The 18,393-nt window shown below is 49.5% G+C and carries 16 protein-coding genes, 3 tRNA genes and 1 pseudogene; 1 reads left to right on the top strand and 19 read right to left on the bottom strand.

The features are described 5' to 3' along the window. Positions 1–18: 18 nt before the first annotated feature. The 12 genes from ACFQZR_RS08855 to ACFQZR_RS08910 form a co-directional block, all read right to left on the bottom strand. Positions 19–95, bottom strand: a tRNA-Met gene (locus ACFQZR_RS08855). Between the two features lie 67 nt (positions 96–162). After that, a tRNA-Val gene (locus tag ACFQZR_RS08860) sits at positions 163–238 on the bottom strand. A 5-nt stretch (positions 239–243) separates the two neighbouring features. After that, positions 244–319, bottom strand: a tRNA-Asn gene (locus ACFQZR_RS08865). 120 nt (positions 320–439) lie between these two features. Then, complete coding sequence (locus tag ACFQZR_RS08870) at positions 440–607, bottom strand: hypothetical protein (protein WP_018757702.1); 168 nt, start codon at positions 605–607, stop codon at positions 440–442. Positions 608–737: 130 nt separating this feature from the next. After that, complete coding sequence (locus ACFQZR_RS08875; RefSeq protein ID WP_379344970.1) at positions 738–1,439, bottom strand: AIM24 family protein; 702 nt, start codon at positions 1,437–1,439, stop codon at positions 738–740. 30 nt (positions 1,440–1,469) lie between these two features. Continuing rightward, the gene (locus ACFQZR_RS08880; protein WP_379344972.1) at positions 1,470–1,895 is read right to left on the bottom strand and encodes a tropomyosin; all 426 of its coding nucleotides are present in this window, start codon (positions 1,893–1,895) and stop codon (positions 1,470–1,472) included. A gap of 200 nt (positions 1,896–2,095) precedes the next feature. Beyond that, positions 2,096–3,352 (bottom strand): Gfo/Idh/MocA family protein, encoded by a 1,257-nt coding sequence (locus ACFQZR_RS08885; protein ID WP_379344974.1) that lies wholly within the window; start codon positions 3,350–3,352, stop codon positions 2,096–2,098. A gap of 26 nt (positions 3,353–3,378) precedes the next feature. Further along, complete coding sequence (locus ACFQZR_RS08890; protein WP_379344976.1) at positions 3,379–4,269, bottom strand: carbohydrate ABC transporter permease; 891 nt, start codon at positions 4,267–4,269, stop codon at positions 3,379–3,381. Positions 4,270–4,283: 14 nt separating this feature from the next. Next, positions 4,284–5,174 carry an ABC transporter permease gene (locus ACFQZR_RS08895; RefSeq protein ID WP_379344978.1) on the bottom strand — a complete coding sequence of 297 codons (891 nt, stop codon included), beginning with the start codon at positions 5,172–5,174 and terminating at the stop codon, positions 4,284–4,286. An 84-nt stretch (positions 5,175–5,258) separates the two neighbouring features. Beyond that, positions 5,259–6,983: an extracellular solute-binding protein gene (locus tag ACFQZR_RS08900; RefSeq protein WP_379344980.1), complete on the bottom strand. Its 1,725-nt coding sequence runs from the start codon at positions 6,981–6,983 to the stop codon at positions 5,259–5,261. A 156-nt stretch (positions 6,984–7,139) separates the two neighbouring features. Continuing rightward, on the bottom strand, positions 7,140–8,480 hold the full coding sequence (locus tag ACFQZR_RS08905; RefSeq protein WP_379344982.1) for a helix-turn-helix domain-containing protein: 1,341 nt from the start codon (positions 8,478–8,480) through the stop codon (positions 7,140–7,142). A 15-nt stretch (positions 8,481–8,495) separates the two neighbouring features. Further along, positions 8,496–10,226, bottom strand: coding sequence for a sensor histidine kinase (locus ACFQZR_RS08910; protein WP_379344984.1), 1,731 nt, complete (start codon positions 10,224–10,226; stop codon positions 8,496–8,498). 254 nt (positions 10,227–10,480) lie between these two features. Between ACFQZR_RS08910 and ACFQZR_RS08915 the strand changes: the two genes are divergently transcribed. After that, complete coding sequence (locus ACFQZR_RS08915; protein ID WP_379344986.1) at positions 10,481–11,323, top strand: alkaline phosphatase family protein; 843 nt, start codon at positions 10,481–10,483, stop codon at positions 11,321–11,323. A 57-nt stretch (positions 11,324–11,380) separates the two neighbouring features. Here the strand turns inward: ACFQZR_RS08915 and ACFQZR_RS08920 are convergent. The 7 genes and pseudogenes from ACFQZR_RS08920 to ACFQZR_RS08950 form a co-directional block, all read right to left on the bottom strand. Next, positions 11,381–12,471: pseudogene (locus tag ACFQZR_RS08920) on the bottom strand (LLM class flavin-dependent oxidoreductase). Between the two features lie 34 nt (positions 12,472–12,505). Beyond that, entirely contained in the window at positions 12,506–13,078 is a 573-nt protein-coding gene (ssuE, locus tag ACFQZR_RS08925; protein ID WP_379344988.1) for an NADPH-dependent FMN reductase, read from the bottom strand. 30 nt (positions 13,079–13,108) lie between these two features. Further along, positions 13,109–14,452, bottom strand: a complete 1,344-nt coding sequence (locus ACFQZR_RS08930; protein WP_379344990.1) for an LLM class flavin-dependent oxidoreductase — start codon at positions 14,450–14,452, stop codon at positions 13,109–13,111. A 49-nt stretch (positions 14,453–14,501) separates the two neighbouring features. Continuing rightward, the gene (locus tag ACFQZR_RS08935) at positions 14,502–14,969 is read right to left on the bottom strand and encodes a DinB family protein (RefSeq protein ID WP_379344992.1); all 468 of its coding nucleotides are present in this window, start codon (positions 14,967–14,969) and stop codon (positions 14,502–14,504) included. 13 nt (positions 14,970–14,982) lie between these two features. Further along, a complete protein-coding gene (gene solA, locus ACFQZR_RS08940; RefSeq protein WP_379345052.1) occupies positions 14,983–16,149 on the bottom strand; it encodes an N-methyl-L-tryptophan oxidase in 1,167 nt (388 codons plus the stop codon). After that, a complete protein-coding gene (locus ACFQZR_RS08945; protein WP_379344994.1) occupies positions 16,146–17,327 on the bottom strand; it encodes an amidohydrolase in 1,182 nt (393 codons plus the stop codon). The genes solA and ACFQZR_RS08945 overlap by 4 nt, the downstream gene beginning before the upstream one ends. A gap of 39 nt (positions 17,328–17,366) precedes the next feature. Beyond that, the gene (locus tag ACFQZR_RS08950; RefSeq protein WP_379344996.1) at positions 17,367–18,383 is read right to left on the bottom strand and encodes an LLM class flavin-dependent oxidoreductase; all 1,017 of its coding nucleotides are present in this window, start codon (positions 18,381–18,383) and stop codon (positions 17,367–17,369) included. Positions 18,384–18,393: the final 10 nt, after the last annotated feature.

Genomic DNA, 18,393 nt, shown 5'->3' on the forward strand with positions numbered 1-18,393 from the left:
ATATCGTTTAAAATCATTTGGTTGCGGGGGCAGGATTTGAACCTGCGGCCTTCGGGTTATGAGCCCGACGAGCTACCGGGCTGCTCCACCCCGCGTCAGTTATACTTCTTACATTTCCCCAGGGCCTCGGAAAATAATCGAAATACCCTTTGGTGATCATAATGGTGGAGGCTAACGGGATCGAACCGCTGACCCTCTGCTTGTAAGGCAGATGCTCTCCCAGCTGAGCTAAGCCTCCATAAGTGGCTCCCCGAACAGGACTCGAACCTGTGACAACTCGATTAACAGTCGAGTGCTCTACCAACTGAGCTATCAGGGAATATCGTGTATCTCGTGAACAGAATCTTAATTTACCACGAAGTTCGACATAATACAAATGTAATTTTTGACAATTGCATATTCATTCGGTGAAGAGGGGCTGCTGTCGTGCAGCTCCTTCCTACTCGCGAAGCGCTTCTCTAAGAGGTGTTGACATGCGGCCTTCCCCTCTTGAACGTTGATTCTTTAATTTAATTACCAACTGCTTGAGTCTTGCATTCTCCTCTTCAAGCTCCTGAATCCGCTGGTTCAGCTCCTCCACCTGTGCCTGCTCATGATTATCTAACATAAGTTCCCTCTTTCTGCGTATCATCCATTTGGTCGATTAACAATACCCTGCAAAACCCTATCGTTAACATCTATCCTAACGCCTCATGGCTTCTCGAGCAAACTTTTCAGAATACCCAGCTCAGAATCGGTCATTTGATAAGAATGCCACCAAAAGGAATCACCTCGCGCAAAACGCGCCGAATAAACCCATCTCCCTCAATTTCTTGTTCCAGCTGATGATCTGATTTTCCAGTCTGAATCAATGCATAGCCATGACCTGTAATTTCAAAATGGTAATTCATATGCTGGCTCGCAAGTGCATTCCCATAAACGCGTGGAGTCAGTGTTGCATTCTCCGGATAAGCAACAAGACAACCTACGTCGATATAAGTCGGCTGAACCGGGTCCAACTTCATCCGATGCAGCTGTCCATGTGTCAAGACCCCCAATATACCTTCATCCCCGGAAAATTTCATCTTAATAATCTCACGCGTGATTAATGCATTCTTCAACGTCTGAACTTTACGCTCAACACGCATGCCATCGGTATAGAACAAGACATGCTTCCACTCAAAGAGAAGATCGGCACCTTCGGAGAGTGGGATCGTCTGTACCGAATACCCCGCCGGCAGCCCAATCATGAATTGCGCAGGCCCGCTGACATTCGATTGAATCAATTTTCTTTTGCGATACATGCCTGCAATATCCATAAGCCGATCTTCACGTTGATTCGAATTTCCTTGAAAGGCGATAATTTGACTTGGATGGAGCACGGATACCTTCTCCCCAGCATCCAATTGAAGTGTGACCGCTTGCGATAGGGTTACTCCCTCTTCACATATGACATTCATATCCTAATCGTCTCCCCTATCCTTGTCTCATTATCGATGGCGTCGCCAGAACAAGACTCGTGTGACTCGTGTCATGATAAAAAAAAGCGCTATGATGCTAGCGGCGATCATGATTCCTCTTATGATCCACTTCATCCGTTCTTTCTGACGTAAATCCTGTTCTTCCAGCAGCTTCAAACGTGATGTCAGTGTCTCATTCTGTACACGAAGCTGCTCGTTCTCCTGCATCAATTGATTCGAGACCGTCTCATACTGTTCCCGGCTCTTCTGGAAGCTCTCTTCCATTTGCGTATATTTCGACTTCAGCTCATCCACATCGGAGGGAATTTCCTTCACTCCATTTACCCAATCCCAGAACCCCGCGTGTGCAGCAGGCGCCGGCCCAAGCAACAATCCAATACATAATAGGAATAAACCTATGTAGACAACGAGTTTATGATTGCTAGAAATTATCATCTGCCCATCCCCTCTCACAAGAGTCATTGAACAATCGAACATATATACGAAATTTGTCGAAAGAAGTTGCAAGATTCATAGAGTTATTATAGTCGAAAATCTGAACGACTGACCTTGCGTTCTGTAAGTTTTATTTGGAAATGAACGGCAGGCTCCTAACATAAAAATCCCTTGCATGACCGCAAGGGATTTCATCCATATTATATATTTCGAACAAACTCTTGTAAGTGAACCACTTGATGCGTCACTCTTGACTGTTCTGCCGCAAACGCCATCAGATGGCTCTGCACCGAATGATTCGCCGAGGTGAGCCCCTGGCTCTTCCCACCTTCACTTACCAGTTTCAAGAAATCGCGGACGAGACCATAATCGCCTCCCCCATGACCAACATGTCCGCCGGCAACCACGAATGAAATTTGCTCTACCTCACCGCTGCCAAAATGCAGAATCTCAATCTCGTTCTTCTCCATCGCGCCGCGAATCTCGCCCTTCGTCCCCATCAGCTTAATCGTGCGGCTCACATCCTTCGTAAAGGCGCTCATCGTAAATGCTGCCGTAACGCCGTTCTCGAATTCAAGATTCACCACTTGATGATCGACGACATCATTATCGCAATGATAGACGCATCTGCCGTAAGGCCCTTCCTGCAGCGCCTTCAACCTTCCCTCGTAAGAGAGGTCATCGCTAATCGCCGATGTCGGCCAATCCGTATTCTCCGTCAAATACTGCTTCGGCGCAAAATACAGACAATCTTGTTCAACAGGGCATCCATCCGTGCATCGAAGCGGCGCCCCAACTGGAGCCTGAGACGATGTGAAATGGGATAATGAGCCGAAAGATGAGACACTCGCGCACTCAGAACCGGCCAGCCACAACAGAATATCGAGATCATGACTGGATTTGGCCAGAATCATCGGGCTCGACTCATCCTTACGACGCCAATTGCCTCGAACGAAGCTATGCGCTTGATGCCAGTAGCCAACATTCTCGTTATGCGTAATGGATATCAGGTCGCCGATCGCACCTTTCTCTAGCAAGCTTTTGATCGTACCGAAAAAATTCGTATAACGAAGCACATGGCATATGGAGAATACGCGATCGAATTGCGAAGCCATCTCCCCCATCACGACACATTCCTTCGGATCGGGTGACATCGGCTTTTCTAACAGCACATGATACCCCGCTTCAAGCGCCTTCATCGTCGGTTCGAAATGCTGCTTATCTTGGGTGCAGATGAATACCGCATCAGCCAGCTTCGGCGCCGCGAAGAAATCATCCCAATTCTCGAAGCAGGCATCGTCCGAAAGACCATGTCTCGCTTGAAAATACGTTCTGCGTTCCACATTCGGCTCCGCTACAGCAACCACTTGCAGCTCATCGGGATGCTGCACCGCATACTCCAAATAGTTGATCCCCCGCAGACCCGCTCCGATTAATGCAACTGTAACCTTCTTCATCCGTTATCCTTCTCCCTTGTTTCGATCTACTCTTTCACGCTGCCTACCGTCATGCCTTTGACAAAATACTTCTGGAGGAACGGATAGACGAGCATAATCGGAAGTGCCCCCATGAAGATCTGAGCCGTACGCAGTGTCTTCTCGCTCAAGTTCTCCATCGCTCTCAGTTGCTCTGGTGACATCGAGGACATCTGTGAATTGATCGCCGTAATCAACGTGGATAGATACGTCTGTAACGGATATTTATCCGGAGAGTTCATATATAAGATCCCATCGAACCAAGCATTCCAGTGGCCTACAATGGTAAATAATCCAATCGTTGCAATCGAAGGCAAGGAGACGGGTAGATACACTTGCCACAAAATTCGCCAGTACCCGGCACCGTCAATCGTTGCTGCTTCATCCAATTCTCTTGGAATCGTTCGGAAGAAATTCAACATTAATACCATATTCCATACATTCAGTGCACCAGGCAAAATCAGCGCCCAGATCGAGTCCATGATACCTGTATTTTTGACGACAATATAAGTAGGAATCAATCCACCGCCAAAAAACATCGTAATCGCAAAAAACCATACATACACCGTGCGATACTTAAATTGGCTATTAGGTCTTGCAAGCGGAAAAGCAGTAATAAACACGAGAAACATATTCACAGCCGTTCCGAGTACAACCCGCTCGATCGATACGCCAAGGGAACGGAAGAACTCTACCTTCTCTCCCAAGAACATATAGGCATCCATAGAGAAGCCAACAGGCCACAGCTTCACTTCTCCAGCCATCGCGGCTGTATTCGAACTAAGGGAGACGGCGAGCAAATGAACGAACGGGATAATTCCGAGCAATGTAATCAGTGAGAGCAGTGCTGTATTGAATCCGATAAACAACACTCTGCCAAGAGATGGCTTATGCACCACAGGACTTCTCCTCCTTAGAATATTCGATAGTTGTTGTATTTGTAAGCCGCGTAGTAGGTAATCGACACCAATCCTAACGAAATAACGGATTTGAATAGTCCAATGGCTGCAGCAGGGCCGAACTGTTGACTGAACATCCCAAGACGATAGACGAAGGTATCGATAATATCTGCCCCTTCATATACGGTTGGATTGTACATGATCAAGATTTGCTCGAATCCGGCATTAAGAACATTCCCGAGACTCAATACGCTTAGCAAAATAATAATCGGGGTAATACCCGGCAGCGTAATATGCACCATCTGCTTCCATTTGCCTGCACCATCCACTTCAGCAGCCTCATACAGTGTGGCATTAATACCTGTAATCGCTGCCAGCATTACAATCATGTTATATCCCATGCCTTTCCACACATCGGAACCGATAATAATGCCCCGAAACCAGTCATTGTTGAGCATGAACATAATCGGCTCCGAACCAAGCGACTTGATAAGGCCATTCACTGGACCGTCTAAGGAGAACAACTCAATAACAACGCCGCCGAGCACCGTCCACGAGAGAAAGAACGGTAAGAAAATAGCAGATTGAATAAACCGGGAGAACCATCTGCGCGTCACTTCATTTAAGAGAAGCGCTAAGATGAGCGGAACCACCAAGAACAAGACCATTTTAAATAGCGAAATTACGATTGTGTTCCATAGGACTTGATTAAAATCCGGCAAATTGAAGACATACGTAAAATTATCGAACCCGACCCACTCCGATTTGAAGAATCCGGATAATGGCTCGAACTGTTGAAAGGCCATGACAAGACCCGCCATTGGGCCATAAGCATAAATCAAGGTTAGAATGACACCCGGCAATAACATGAGATGGAGCGGATACTCCCTGCGCAATAACTTCATCGATGATTAACCTCCTTCATGTGAGTCGAAAAAAAGAGAGAGGCGACGAATAATCCCCTCTCCTTCCATAAGTGAGCACGCGTATTATTTCACGGCTTGCTCGTTATACCACGCGTTGACTTCTTCGGTAATTTTATCGCCGCCAAGCGTCTTCCAACTCGTTACGAACTTATCAAATTCATCCATTGGAGCACCTAGAATAATCTTCGTGAACGTCTCTTGCATCAATTTATCCAGCTGCGAGCCTTTCTCAACCTGTGTTGATGTTGGGATGCCATAGAACTCATTACTGACAAACGCTTGGTTCTGCTTGATCTGACGCGTTAGCCCCCAACCGCCATTCTCTGCGACGCGGCTGAAGTATCCGCCCCAGTTCGTCCCTTTGGAAGCAATCTTCGTACTGCCGGATTGATAATCTTTCACGTAGTTATAGACATCCTTCACAAGCGTGTAGTTCTCGTCATCGAGCGTAATTTCTTGCTGGTTCGCTGCGAGCGCCTTGTTCACTTCCGTGTAGATTGTCTCAATCTGTGCAGGGTTATAGATTCGCGGATTGAACCAGTTATAGACAAAACCTTTTTCGGGTCTCAACATGTCTGTATATTTTTTCTTACCCATTTCGATATAGAAGTTCATCATTTTGATTGCCGCTTCAGGATTCTTCATGTTTTTGTTCACGGCATATACACGGCCGCTACGCAGCTTCGGTACGAGCGATTTACCTGGTCCGCTTAATGAAGGAATCTGAATGGCAATCCAGTTCGCTTTAGGATCTTTGTCAACGTTCAAGTTCAGCGGCCAAGCAGGATACCACCACTCCCCGTAGGAAATCCCAACTTTGCCTGCCGTAATATCTTCAACGACTTTATTCTCGTCCTTGAGCGCGAACTCTTTATTCAGAATGCCGCGTTGATACCACGACTGCAGCATGCTCAGCCCCTGCTTCATCTCCGGTTGAATAAGGCCTGGCGCAAGCTTGCCGTCACTGCCTTTAATCCAAGCGGATTGTGCATCACCAACGGAAGGATAAGCACCGTATCCATTGAAGAAACCTCTGACATCAAACCCCCAGAAGAACAAGGTCTTCTGCAGTGCAACGCCGTACGTATCCGCTTTGCCGTTCTGATCCGGGTCGTTCTTCACGAAGGCTTCAGCGACTTTATCCAGCTCATCCATCGTCTTCGGCGGCTCAAGCTTCAGATTATCGAGCCAGTCTTTGCGAATCCATAGCAACTGCGTTGAGAGGAACGGATCTTCGAACGATGGGATCCCGTACTGTTTACCGTCTTTACTGAATACTTTCATGGAGAATCCGCCATCCGACTCCATATATTTCTTCAGTTCGGGCGATGCATACTTCTGATATACCTCTGATAAATCAGCGAGCATATCTTGCTTACGAAGCTTCTCATAATCCTTCTGACCAAGCTCTAGAATATCCGGCAAATCACCGGAAGCCATTGCTAACGCGAATTTCTGTTCATATTGATCCGAAGGAACCGTCCATTTGTACTTCACATCGATATTCAGCATATCTTTTAACTGCTGCAAATACGCATTCTTGTCGGGTGTAAGTCCCTTAGGTGTTCGCGGGTCTTCCGCAGGTCTAAATCCCATCACCTCAGTGACTTCAACCGGCTCCGCATATTTGCTAAGTGGTCCTTCCGGAGCAGCTGTCTCTGTCTTGGACTCGCCTGATTTCGCAGCGCCTGAATCCGTCTGATCGCTCCCCTTACCTGAACATGCGGTGAATGCCGTAATGACCATGGAGAGCAATAACAACATTTTTAATGCTTTAGAAGCTTTCATGATAACGCTTTCCCCCTTTGTTTGATGAGGCCCGTGAGTCCGATTGACTCCTTGCTTCTAATAGTAGAATCAAAGAGAAAAAGCTACAATTTCAAATCTTTTACTTTCGTTTCACTTTTTTTACTACCTATAAATCTACTGGCGGTACAGACGCCCTTACAATGACTTCCGATATTCTTGGGGAGAAGTACCTGTCATCTTCCGGAAAAATGTCGTAAAATACGACTGCGAATCGAAACCGACCTTCACGGCAATCTCATGCAGCTTCATATGCGGATTCTCCATCATACGGATGGCAGCCGCAAGCTTGGTCTCTTGAATGTATTCCAGTAGATTGCGGCCCGTAAGCTGCTTGTAATAACGCGATAGATACGAAGGATTCAAATGCACCTGCTCGGCAATCGCCGTCAAAGATAAGTCGCCATGCAGATAATCATGAATGTATTGATGAATTTGATCGATTAATAATTGCTTGAATTCATCCTGCTTCATGCCCGTTCCTTTGTCGTAGGCATGTACAAGCGCCAATGACTGTTCATAATCAACAATGATCATCTTCTGCCCTAATTGAATCCTTCTGCGAATTAAGGCGCTCACCTCTTCCACCTGGGAATGCAGATGATCCCACCGCTCTAGCAAATTCCCAGATATTCCGAAAGAAATAGATAGATCGAACAGCTGCTCATATTCGTTCTGAACACGCTCTAGATTGCCCCGAATGTACGCGACGATGTGATTCCCCTGTATACTATGATCAGATTCACGAATCTTCATATGGTCCGTCAACTGTTCATCCGGCTGCAGCAGCCACACCAATAAATTGCCTTCTTGTATCACATATTCACGCATCAATGAGGTCGGCAAATGGCGATCTACAATACGTGCGGCCGACTCTAGCAGCTTGAGCTTCGGGCCTTCGGCTAGGTCCACTTGCCCGACGAGGAGGTATGCGGGGCGGTTCGTATCCATTCGAAAGTCAACTTCTGCATAACGCTCATGCGTTAATAGCGAAAGCAGCGACTCCCCTTGTAGGACCCGCTCAAGCAGCTCTTTCTTCAGCAAGGACTCGGCCATCTGAATATGCATCTGCGCTTTTTCCTGCTGTATCCGAATGCGATTCTCTTCCTCAAGTTTCGCAATGGCGCCCTTTACCGCTTCAAAGATCGGTTCGATTCCCTCTGTTTTCAAGATATAATTATCGACATTCTTACGGATGGCTTCATAGACATAATTGAATTCACTGTATCCCGTTAAGAAAATAATGCGGCAGGATGGCCAGTAATAGACGATATCATCCACCAGCTGCAATCCATTTTTACGCGGCATGCGAATATCGCTGACGAGAATGTCCAGTTTCGTCCGCTTTGCAATGTCTATCGCTTCACTCGCCGAATAGGCCTTGCAAATATCAAGCTCAACATCCACGCGATCCTGGAACAACTGCACCAATCCGTTCACAATGACCGGCTCGTCATCTACAATTAAGAGTCTATACATCGTTAAATCCCCTCTCTAGCATTCGATATTGATCCTTAGTTCTGCGCGTAATCCCCCGTACGGGCTGCGAGAGACGAACAACCCGCTGCCAGCACCATATTTCAGCTGAAGCCGATTGTTCACATTGATAAGACCTGTCTTCTCCAATTGCCTTGTACCATCCCTTAACTGCCCCTCTAATTGCTCAATCGCCTCATCGGTTACGAGTTGCCCGTTATCATCGACCGAAATGCGCACGATCTCATCCTCAACATTGGCAGCGATATAGAGAACACCGTTGGCCATACCGTCTTCAAATGCATGCTCGAAAATATTCTCAACAAGCGGTTGAATGATTAAGCGCGGTACAGTTATCGTCTTCGCATGATCCGGAATGTCTTCATATTCATAACGAATTCGGTTCGAGAAGCGAATGCACTGAATTTCGCAATAGTCGAGAGCATGTTGATATTCCTTATACAATGGCACCTCGTCCGAACCGCTCCGCGTAATGTACTGATAGTAGCTTCCTAGCTTCTGAGAGAGTTCAGCAGCACTGTCGGAATCGCCCACTTTACACATCATATAAATGTTAAAAAAGCTGTTGTACAAGAAATGGGGATTGATCTGCGATTGCAACTGCTTGAGTTCCGATTGCTGAATCGCAATTTTCTGCTCATAATTCTCCTCGATCGAATGTTTCAATCGAAGCGCCATACGATTAAAGCTATGGAATAGATAATGGAACTCGTCTCTTGTCTTCGAATCGATGACGAGGTTGAGATTGTTCGTCTCGATCATCTGGAATGCTTTGGTAAGCTTCGATAGCGGTCTATGAATCATGAAGTTCACGGAGTAGGCATAGAGCAGCAGCACAACGATCGCGATCACGAATAACGCGTAGAACCAGAAGCTGAATTGGCTCAGCGGGCGAGTAATTTCATTGTGATTCACGTACATGATCAACGATAAGTTCAAGGAACTCACTTGATTCGTCGTGATGAAGTAGCTTGTCCCATCAATACGAAGAACCTGGGATTTGTTCGAATGCACGTTATTCCCTGTATCCATCTGCTCAAGCAAAGGGACAATGACACGTTGGTCTTTCACCGTCGATAGGACACTCCCCAGCTCCTTATTCCCTAGGAATACTTCCGATTCCTGATAGAGTGTCGTAATCTGATGCAGCGCTTCTTGCAGACGGACCACCGAAATTTCAATATAAGAAATGATGCCTGAATTATTCTCACTCTCAATGAAAAAGAGGCGCCCCTCTTTCTGATAGAAAGACGGCTTCGGTGTGAGCTCCGCTAACGAGGTAATAAAATCAGATTCATAATTCGGCGAGTCTGTTACGCCATTCATACTCGAGATGGTCTTGCCGATTTCTTTGATATAGACGCCCGCATTCACAACGAATTCACTGGAATATTGAATCGCGGACAACCGATCTTTCGTCTGATTAATCAATTCAATTAGCGCATACCCTTCCAATCTACTCCCTTGAAAGCTAAGTTTCTGAAGATCCTTATCATTAAAAAATTGCAGCTGCTGGTTTCGGACGAAATACAATTCCTTGTCCAATTGCTTGGCATAAAATGAGGCACCGGCAACGGCAGAGTCCGAGATTGCTTTCTTCGTAAAGGACATGCCTTTGTAATTCACCCACATGTTCATCGCAACCAAAGGAATGATGAAGGTTATGAAAACGATTACAATTTTCTGGTAGACAAACCACCTTGTCGTGCCTGCTGCTTGAATTCTCATGACTAACTCAGCCTGCTTTCCCTTGAAATTCGAATTCGACTTGTAGATTAATTTAACACTGGTGCTTGGATTTGATCAATGGATTGATGCAAAGATAAGCGTCTTTACCTGTTGGCTCAAAGGCTTCAATTATATGTTGACACTTCGAGATAGGCGATTTATAATCTTCACAACAAAATACACACTAACACAATCAAACACACGAAAATATCTTGCATTACCTACTCATTTTCTTGGAAAAGAGGGCGATTCGCATGGGAGCAATTTGTAATCATGTATTTGTCATCGGATTGGATGGCGCAGGAAATTTCATTAAAGATACACCAACGCCAAATATTCATGGACTTTTGCAGCAAGGGGCTATGACTTATCAAGCACAAACCGTATTCCCTTCGATTAGTGCGCAATGCTGGGGATCGATGTTCCATGGCGTAGAGCCCGATCAACACCAACTAAGCAACGACATCGCTTCGGATACGAGATTTCCGGAAGACAGCGCCTACTCTTCCTTCATGAAGCTCATTCGGCAGCAATATCCGGATGCGAAATTAGCGGCATTCTCAGAATGGTCCCCAATTAACCACGGGATCGTCGAGCAATCTTGCCAGTTCGAGGATCTCTCGATTAGATGCCCAGAATTAATCACGACAGCTGCTGATTATATCCGTAATAACCCCGATGTGAAGTGCCTGTATGTACAGATCGATAACCCCGATAGTGCTGGGCATGAGTTCGGCTATGGCAATCACGTACCGGAGTATTTGGCGAAAATTACTGAAGTGGATGAGTATGTCGGTGTGTTGCTTGATGCGATTCGTGACGCCGGCATTCTCGAAGAAAGTCTCATTATTATTACAAGCGATCATGGCGGCGGCGGTGATCATCCACGCAGTCACGGCAGTGATCATCCGATGGACATGACGATATTCTGGGGCTGTTATGGCAAGGCGGTAGCTTCAGGTGTTGAAATTACAGATGCCGTATCGATCAAAGATACAGCGCATGTCGTTGCGTATGCACTTGGCATCGAGCCTTGTCCGACTTGGAGCGGTAAAGTGCCTGAGGGTATTTTCACAACAGCGGTTGTCGCAGAATAATGCATATGCGAAGAAGCCAATCATCTTCATGACGATTGGCTTCTTGCTTGTTCAGCGTTAGTTCATGGAGGACGATGATGAAACGGCCGTTTTGTCTTCGGTTATAACGGAGGACTTATTCCACACGGTACTTGGGATTTCCCGCCTCAGCACAGGAAGCACTTCCTCGGCAAAACGATGCAGCTGTTCCTCTTGCTCCGATTCTGTCAATCCATCGACGCTGATGCTCAGCACCTGATGGCCAAAGGCCTCGTGATAATGCATAATTTTCTCAATGACCTGCTCCGGGCTGCCGATCAGCGCCGGACCATTCGCGATGATATCTTCCAGATTTATGAAAGGCGATTGATTATGCTTCGACGATTCCGTTACGCCGAATGCATTGTAGTAGGGTCGATAACGTCGGATGGCTTCCTCACCAGTGGTACCGAGATATAGACTGCCTGAGCCCGCGCCGACGACGGCTTGAGACGGATCATGCCCATAAAAGGCTAGCCGCTCGCGGTAATGATCAATCAATGCTTTGTATTTGGCCTGCGGATGGAACGAATTTGAGGAGAACATCGGCTCTCCGAACTGGGCCGCCAGCTCCGTCGAGAGCGTGCTGGAGGCGCTGCCGTGCCATACGGGGATTGATTTCTGGTAAGGTCGAGGATAGGTCGTCACATGCTCAATCGGCGGACGGTAACGGCCTTCCCAAGTGACGCCTTCTTCCGTCCACAACCTTTTCAGCAGCCGATAGCGTTCAGCCATGGATTCCCACTGTTCCTCCTCGGAATGCCGAAGAGCGGATAGTGCCGCGGATCATTGCCTTTCAAGATGATCATTTCCAGCCGGCCTCCCGAGAGGTGATCCAGCGTCGCATAATCCTCTGCAACCCGTACCGGATCGAGCACGCTCAGCACCGTCACCGTGGTTAACAGACGAATACGCGAGGTCTGGGCTGCAATCGCGGTCAATACGACCGGCGGCGACGAGGACAGGAATGGTGCCCCGTGCCTCTCGCCTACCCCATAAGCATCGAACCCTAACTTTTCCGCAAGAACGGCTTGACGGATGACGTTCCTGAATTTTTTCTGCGCTGTCCAAGATTCTCCTGTCACGGCATTCGGGAGATTCATCATCAAGCTAAACAATGCAACCTTCATGATCCTGAGCCCCCTTTCGAACGAAACTGATCAATCAGCTTTCCGGTTCCTGTCTATCTTGATTCTGAAACACGACTTCGCGTTCCAGCTCTAGGGTCAGTTCGCTGATGGAGGCGTCAATGCGCTCCTTCAGCTCTTCGGTAAGTTCAAATCCCCCATGCTCCGTGCGGCTAATCCATTGGTCGACAGCATACACTCCGCCAAGAATATTCGTTCCTCCTAACGCGGCAACAACCGGCTTCAGGGCATAATCAATAGCAAGCAAATGAGCAATCGTCCCGCCTACAAAGAGCGGCAGCACCACTTTCCCTTGGAACCCTTTCTGCGGGACAAGGTCAAGGATGGTCTTCAGCGCGCCCGAATACGAAGCTTTGTAGACAGGGCTGGCGATAATGACAGCGTCCGCCTGCTCCACTGCCGCAAGCGCCTTCTGGATGACAAGACTGTTAAAATTCGCGCGGAGCAGATCTTCTGCCGGAAGCTCGGCAGCTGAGATCACATCGACGTCAAAGCCAGACAACGAGAGATGATCCGTGGCGTATTGCGTCAATCCGAATAATCTCGATCCGTTCGTAGGACTTCCTGCAATCAAAACGATTTTGCTCATCTTCATCCTCCTTAGGGTTGCATAACTATGCTAGGAGCGAACTTCTTCCGCTTCTGCTCTGGCCTTCGTATACCGGTTCTTTGGTACCGATAAGCCAAGGTTCCCCCGAAGCGTGTCGCTCTCGTATTCCGTTCTGAAAATCCCCCGATCCTGCAGGATCGGCACCACTTGCTCCACGAAATCCTCCAGCCCGCGCGGCACGGCAGCGGCTAACATGAACCCGTCGGCTGCGCCCGCTTCGAACCATTCCTGCACGCGATCCGCGACCTGCTCAGCCGTTCCAATGAAGCTGGTGCGCGGCGTTGCCGATTGCAGGGCTACTTGTCTTAGCGTCAACCCTTTCTCCTTCGCGTCCTTCTTAATCTTGTCGGTACCACTCTGGAAGCTGTTCTTGCCCAGATCCCCGAGTTCCGGGAACGGTTCATCCAGCGGATACTGCGAGAAGTCATGATGCTCGAAGAAACGTCCCAAATAATTGAGCGCATTCTCGATCGTGACGAGGCTCGCCACCTCTTGGTATTTGCGTTCCGCCTCTTCCTCCGTGCTGCCGATAATCGGTCCGATTCCAGGGAAGATCAACACATCGTCTGGATTACGACCGAAGCTGGCAGCACGGGCCTTCACATCCTGCGCGAACCGAATGGCTTCCTCCAGATTTTCGGCGCCAGTGAAGATGGCATCGGCTTCCTTCGCAGCATAATTTTTACCGACTTCTGAGGCTCCTGCTTGGAAAATAACTGGACCGCCTTGCTTCGAACGGGCAATATTCAGCGGACCTTTCACCGAGAAGAACTCGCCTTCATGACTCAGCGTATGCACTTTCTCCGGGTCAAAGAAAATCCCCTTCTCCTTGTCGCGGATAAAAGCATCATCCTCCCAGGAATCCCACAGACCCCGCGTCACTTCAAGATATTCCGTTGCGATTCGGTAGCGCTTATCATGCTCCGGATGCTCCTTCTTCCCGTAATTCAGCGCAGAGCCTTCAAGCGGGGAAGTTACCACGTTCCAGCCGGCACGTCCGCCGCTGAGAACATCCAAAGAACCGAACTGACGGGCGACCGTAAACGGCTCGCTGTACGAAGTCGACAAGGTGCCGACCAGACCGATATGCTTGCTGACGGAAGCCAGCGCACTTAATAGCGTGAGCGGTTCGAACCGGTTCAGAAAGTGGGGAATGGACTTCTCGTTAATATACAATCCGTCTGCGATAAAGATGAGGTCCAGCTTGCCCTGTTCCGCTTTATGAACCCAGCTCTTGTAGAGCTCGAAATTAACGCTTGCCCCTGGATCCACATCCGGGTGCCTCCATAGGGAGGTCCCTCCACCGACGCCATGTAGAAGTGCCCCGAGCTTTAACTGTTTTTTCTTTGCCATGATTCCATCCTCCTTATCTGAAATGCTCCGGATTAACATCAATTGTGATCTATACTGCGACGGCAGCCTGTTTCGTCCGTTCAATTTGTCCGAGATGACCTTGGACATGCCGGATAAAGCCTTGAATGATCGTCTTAATACTAACCGTCTCACCTTTGAAATTAACACCCGTCTTCTCCAGCTCCTCATCGCTTAACCGTTCAATGAGCAGGCTGTTGTATTCCAAGATCGCGTGAAAAGCATCCAAAATATCCGACAATTGACCCCGGTTCGAATGCTGACCGCTAACCCAAGCCTCCTGCCCAAAAGCCGGAAGCTGCGCCGATGTGCCGGCGAGAATATCCCGAATCCGAAACGAGATCACGAAGCTGTGATCCACAAGATGGGATACCACCTCCTGCACGCTCCATGCCTCCGGCGATGGCTTCCATTTCAGCTGTTCCTCGCTCAGTCCTTGGACGGCATTCACCAGCTGACCATGGGTATTTAATAAGGCTTCTAAATTGATCTCGCTCATTTCCTTCTCCTCCTCATGACAAGTTTGGTGCAGACACGGCCTGCTGTGTAAAACGCGAGAGCGCGAATGGGCGAACATCCAGTTGCGGCGCTTCATCCAATGCAAACTGCGAGCATATTTTCCCTACAACGCTCGAAAATTTAAATCCATGGCCCGAGAACCCTCCGGCCACAAGGATATGTGAATATTGCGGGTGCCGGTCAATGATGAAGTCTTCGTCGGGCGTCAGCTCGTATTTGCACACCGCGCCTTGGACCAACCTACCCGCTGCACCGGGCATATACCTCAGAAGTGCGCTGCGCAGATCCTCTTCATCCTCCGCCAAGCTGCCGAATGGAGAGACCGGATCGCCCGGCTTCCATTCGGTCCCGGTATCATGGCGGCCGATCTTGAGTCCGGCACCGCTGATATCCGGAAAGCCGTAATAGATGCCCTCCTTCGTATGCAACGTAAATCCAGGGAATCGTCCGGGCTGAAAATCGGAGCCGCTTGTCTCGAACCATCCGACGACTTTGCGGACGGCTCGGATGGGAAGCGTGATGAACGGCGCCAACGTGCCGAACCATGCTCCCGCCGTCAGAATTAACTTCGCCCCGTAGTAATCGGCATCTCGTGTATGAACCACGACGCTGTCTTGCTGGGCCGTAATCCTGCTAACCGTGGAATACGTCAACAGTTCTGCACCGTGTCTTAACGCTAACGCTTTATATGCTTCGATGCAGGCTTCGCTGCGTAAGTATCCGGCAGCAGGCTCATACATCGCTTCGAAATGGTCGGGAAGCTGAATCCCCTTCCAGCGCTTCTGTATTTCGTCCGCATTCAGCCATTCCGTAAGAAAACCTCGCTTCGCAGCTTTTGGTGTACGTTCATTCAAAGAATAGAGCGCCGGGTCCGTTATGTTCAGGACGCCGGACTGAATTAGCAACTGCCTTTCCGTCTGTAATTCCAGTTCGTTCCACAGCTGATGGGCGCGTACCGCCATGTCTGTGTAGACAGCATGACCGCCGTATGCATGCCGGATTAATCGCGGCTCCCCGTGATGGCTGCCTTCCCGATGCGGTGGATCAAAGGAGTCAATGAGCAGCGTGCGTACGCCTCGCTTGGCAAGGTGATATCCAGCGCTCATGCCCATGGAGCCCGCCCCGACAATAATGACGTCGTAGCTCTTCGCAGATGTTATGGCTGTTCACCTCCGCCAGCCCCAAGCTGCTTCAAGGCACGCTCCGCAAGCTCCGTGAAGAATCGGATGCTGATGGGAATCGCAGCTTCATCCAGCGTAAAAGCGGGGTGATGCCATTCCTGCGTCCCTGCCGTGCCCATAAAGACGAATAATCCCGGAATGTCCCGTTGATAGACGGCGAAATCCTCACCCGCAGGCGAAGGCACAGGCACCACCGCCTTGAGTCCAGCGGCAGCCGCCGCTTCATTGCCGAGCTGCGCAAGTGACTCGTCATTATTCACCGGAGGCGGGCCTTCAATCCAACGCACACCACCGCTGTTGCCAAAAGCCGTCATGACGCCTTCCACCACTTGGCTAAACCGTTCCAGCACCTGCTGACGTACCTGCTTGTCAAAGGTCCGAACCGTTCCTTCCAGCACAGCTTTATCGGGAATGACGTTCCATGCCGTGCCGCTGTGGAGCAGGGTTACACTGATGACAGCACTTTGCAGGGCGCTCACGTTCCGGCTCACGATCGACTGCAGCGCCGTAATGACATGGGCCGCGGTGACGATCGGGTCTAGTCCCGCTTCCGGTACCGCAGCATGCGAGCCTTTGCCCTCGATCTCTACGTGGAAGCCGTCTGCCGCCGCCATGAGCGGACCGCTCTTAATACCTACCGTTCCGACAGCAAGATCCGGTTTGTTATGCATCCCGAAGATCGCCTGCACGCCTTCAAGCGCACCGCTGTCAATGACTTGCTTTGCTCCTTTGGCTCGCTCCTCAGCAGGCTGGAAGATGAGCCGAACCGTTCCTTCAAGCTCGCCTTCCCTCGCTTTCAAAGCATAAGCCGTCCCGATCAAGGATGCGGTATGGAAATCATGCCCACAGGCATGCATTTTGCCAGGAATCTTCGAAACAAAATCAAGGTCCGTCTCTTCCTGAATCGGCAGCGCATCGATATCCGCACGCAATGCAATCACAGGTCCCGGACGGAGTCCTCCGACTTCGGCAATGATGCCGGTTGCCAAGGGATAGTCGAGAACTCGGATATCCGCTTCCTCAAGCCATCCGCGGATCGATCTCGTCGTCTCGAATTCCTCGTTCGACAGCTCTGGATATTGATGCAGATGGCGGCGAATTTGAATGAATTTCGCTTCGTCAATGCCATATATAGACTCTAGTTGATGACCAGACAACCCATCACCCTCCTTCGCATATTGGATAACCGCTAATGCCTACACCTCAGCTACTGTGCCGCTAAGTGCCTCACTTAGCAGCTCGAACGAGCGGAGACGTTTATCGAACGGAGCAATGTTGCTCGTCACAATAAATTCCTCTACGCCGGATGCTTTGTGCAGTGCCTCGAACTTCTCACGAATCGTCGCTTTCGTTCCCTTGGTGATAAATGGTTCCAGCTCTTCGATCGTATACTCTTCATTTGCCTGCCGGCCGAACTCCTCCGCCTGCTCTCGGGTTCCGAGCGTGAGCGTCTTCCCGCTAGCCAAGTGAATCTTCACCAGCTTTTGAGATCCGACAAGGCTTGCTGCCTCTTCCTCGGTATCGGCGACGGCCACCGCTAGCGCGATAATCGCCTGCGGCTGTGTGCCGTGCGCTCCATTGAAGCGATTGCGATAACTGCGGATGGCTTCCAATGCCACCGCCTCATCTCCGTTGATAAATAAGGAGAAGACGTATGGTAGCCCTAAATCAGCCGCTATTTCTGCACTTCCAACGCTGGCGCCCAATACGTATAGTTCAGGTGGAGCCTCCGGCGAAGGCGATGCCTTCAATCCGATCAACGGATGATCAGCTGGAAGACGATGATGTACGTACTGATCTAGCTCCACGATTTTATCCGTCAGTGATGCCGAATCAGAACCCCCGCGCTGCAGCGCTTGTGTGCTGCGGGGCAGCCCACCCGGAGCGCGTCCGATGCCTAGATCGACGCGTCCCGGCGCCAAGGATGCCAGCACGTTAAAGTTCTCAGCCACCTTATAGGGACTGTAATGCTGAAGCATAACTCCGCCAGAGCCGATACGGATCTTCTCCGTTCTAGCCAGCAGGTAGGAGATCAGCACCTCCGGCGATGATCCTGCCAGCAGCTCCGAATCGTGATGTTCGGATACCCAGAAGCGCCGAAATCCAAGCTGCTCTGACTTTTGCGCCAGCTGAACCGTATGCGCCAGCGCCTCTGAGGCCGACTCCCCCGGATAGATTGGACTTTGATCAAGAACGCTGATTGTAATGGTCATACCTTATGCC

It is taken from the genome of Paenibacillus sp. GCM10027629, from assembly GCF_042676425.1.
Lineage (GTDB): Bacteria > Bacillota > Bacilli > Paenibacillales > Paenibacillaceae > Paenibacillus_K > Paenibacillus_K terrigena.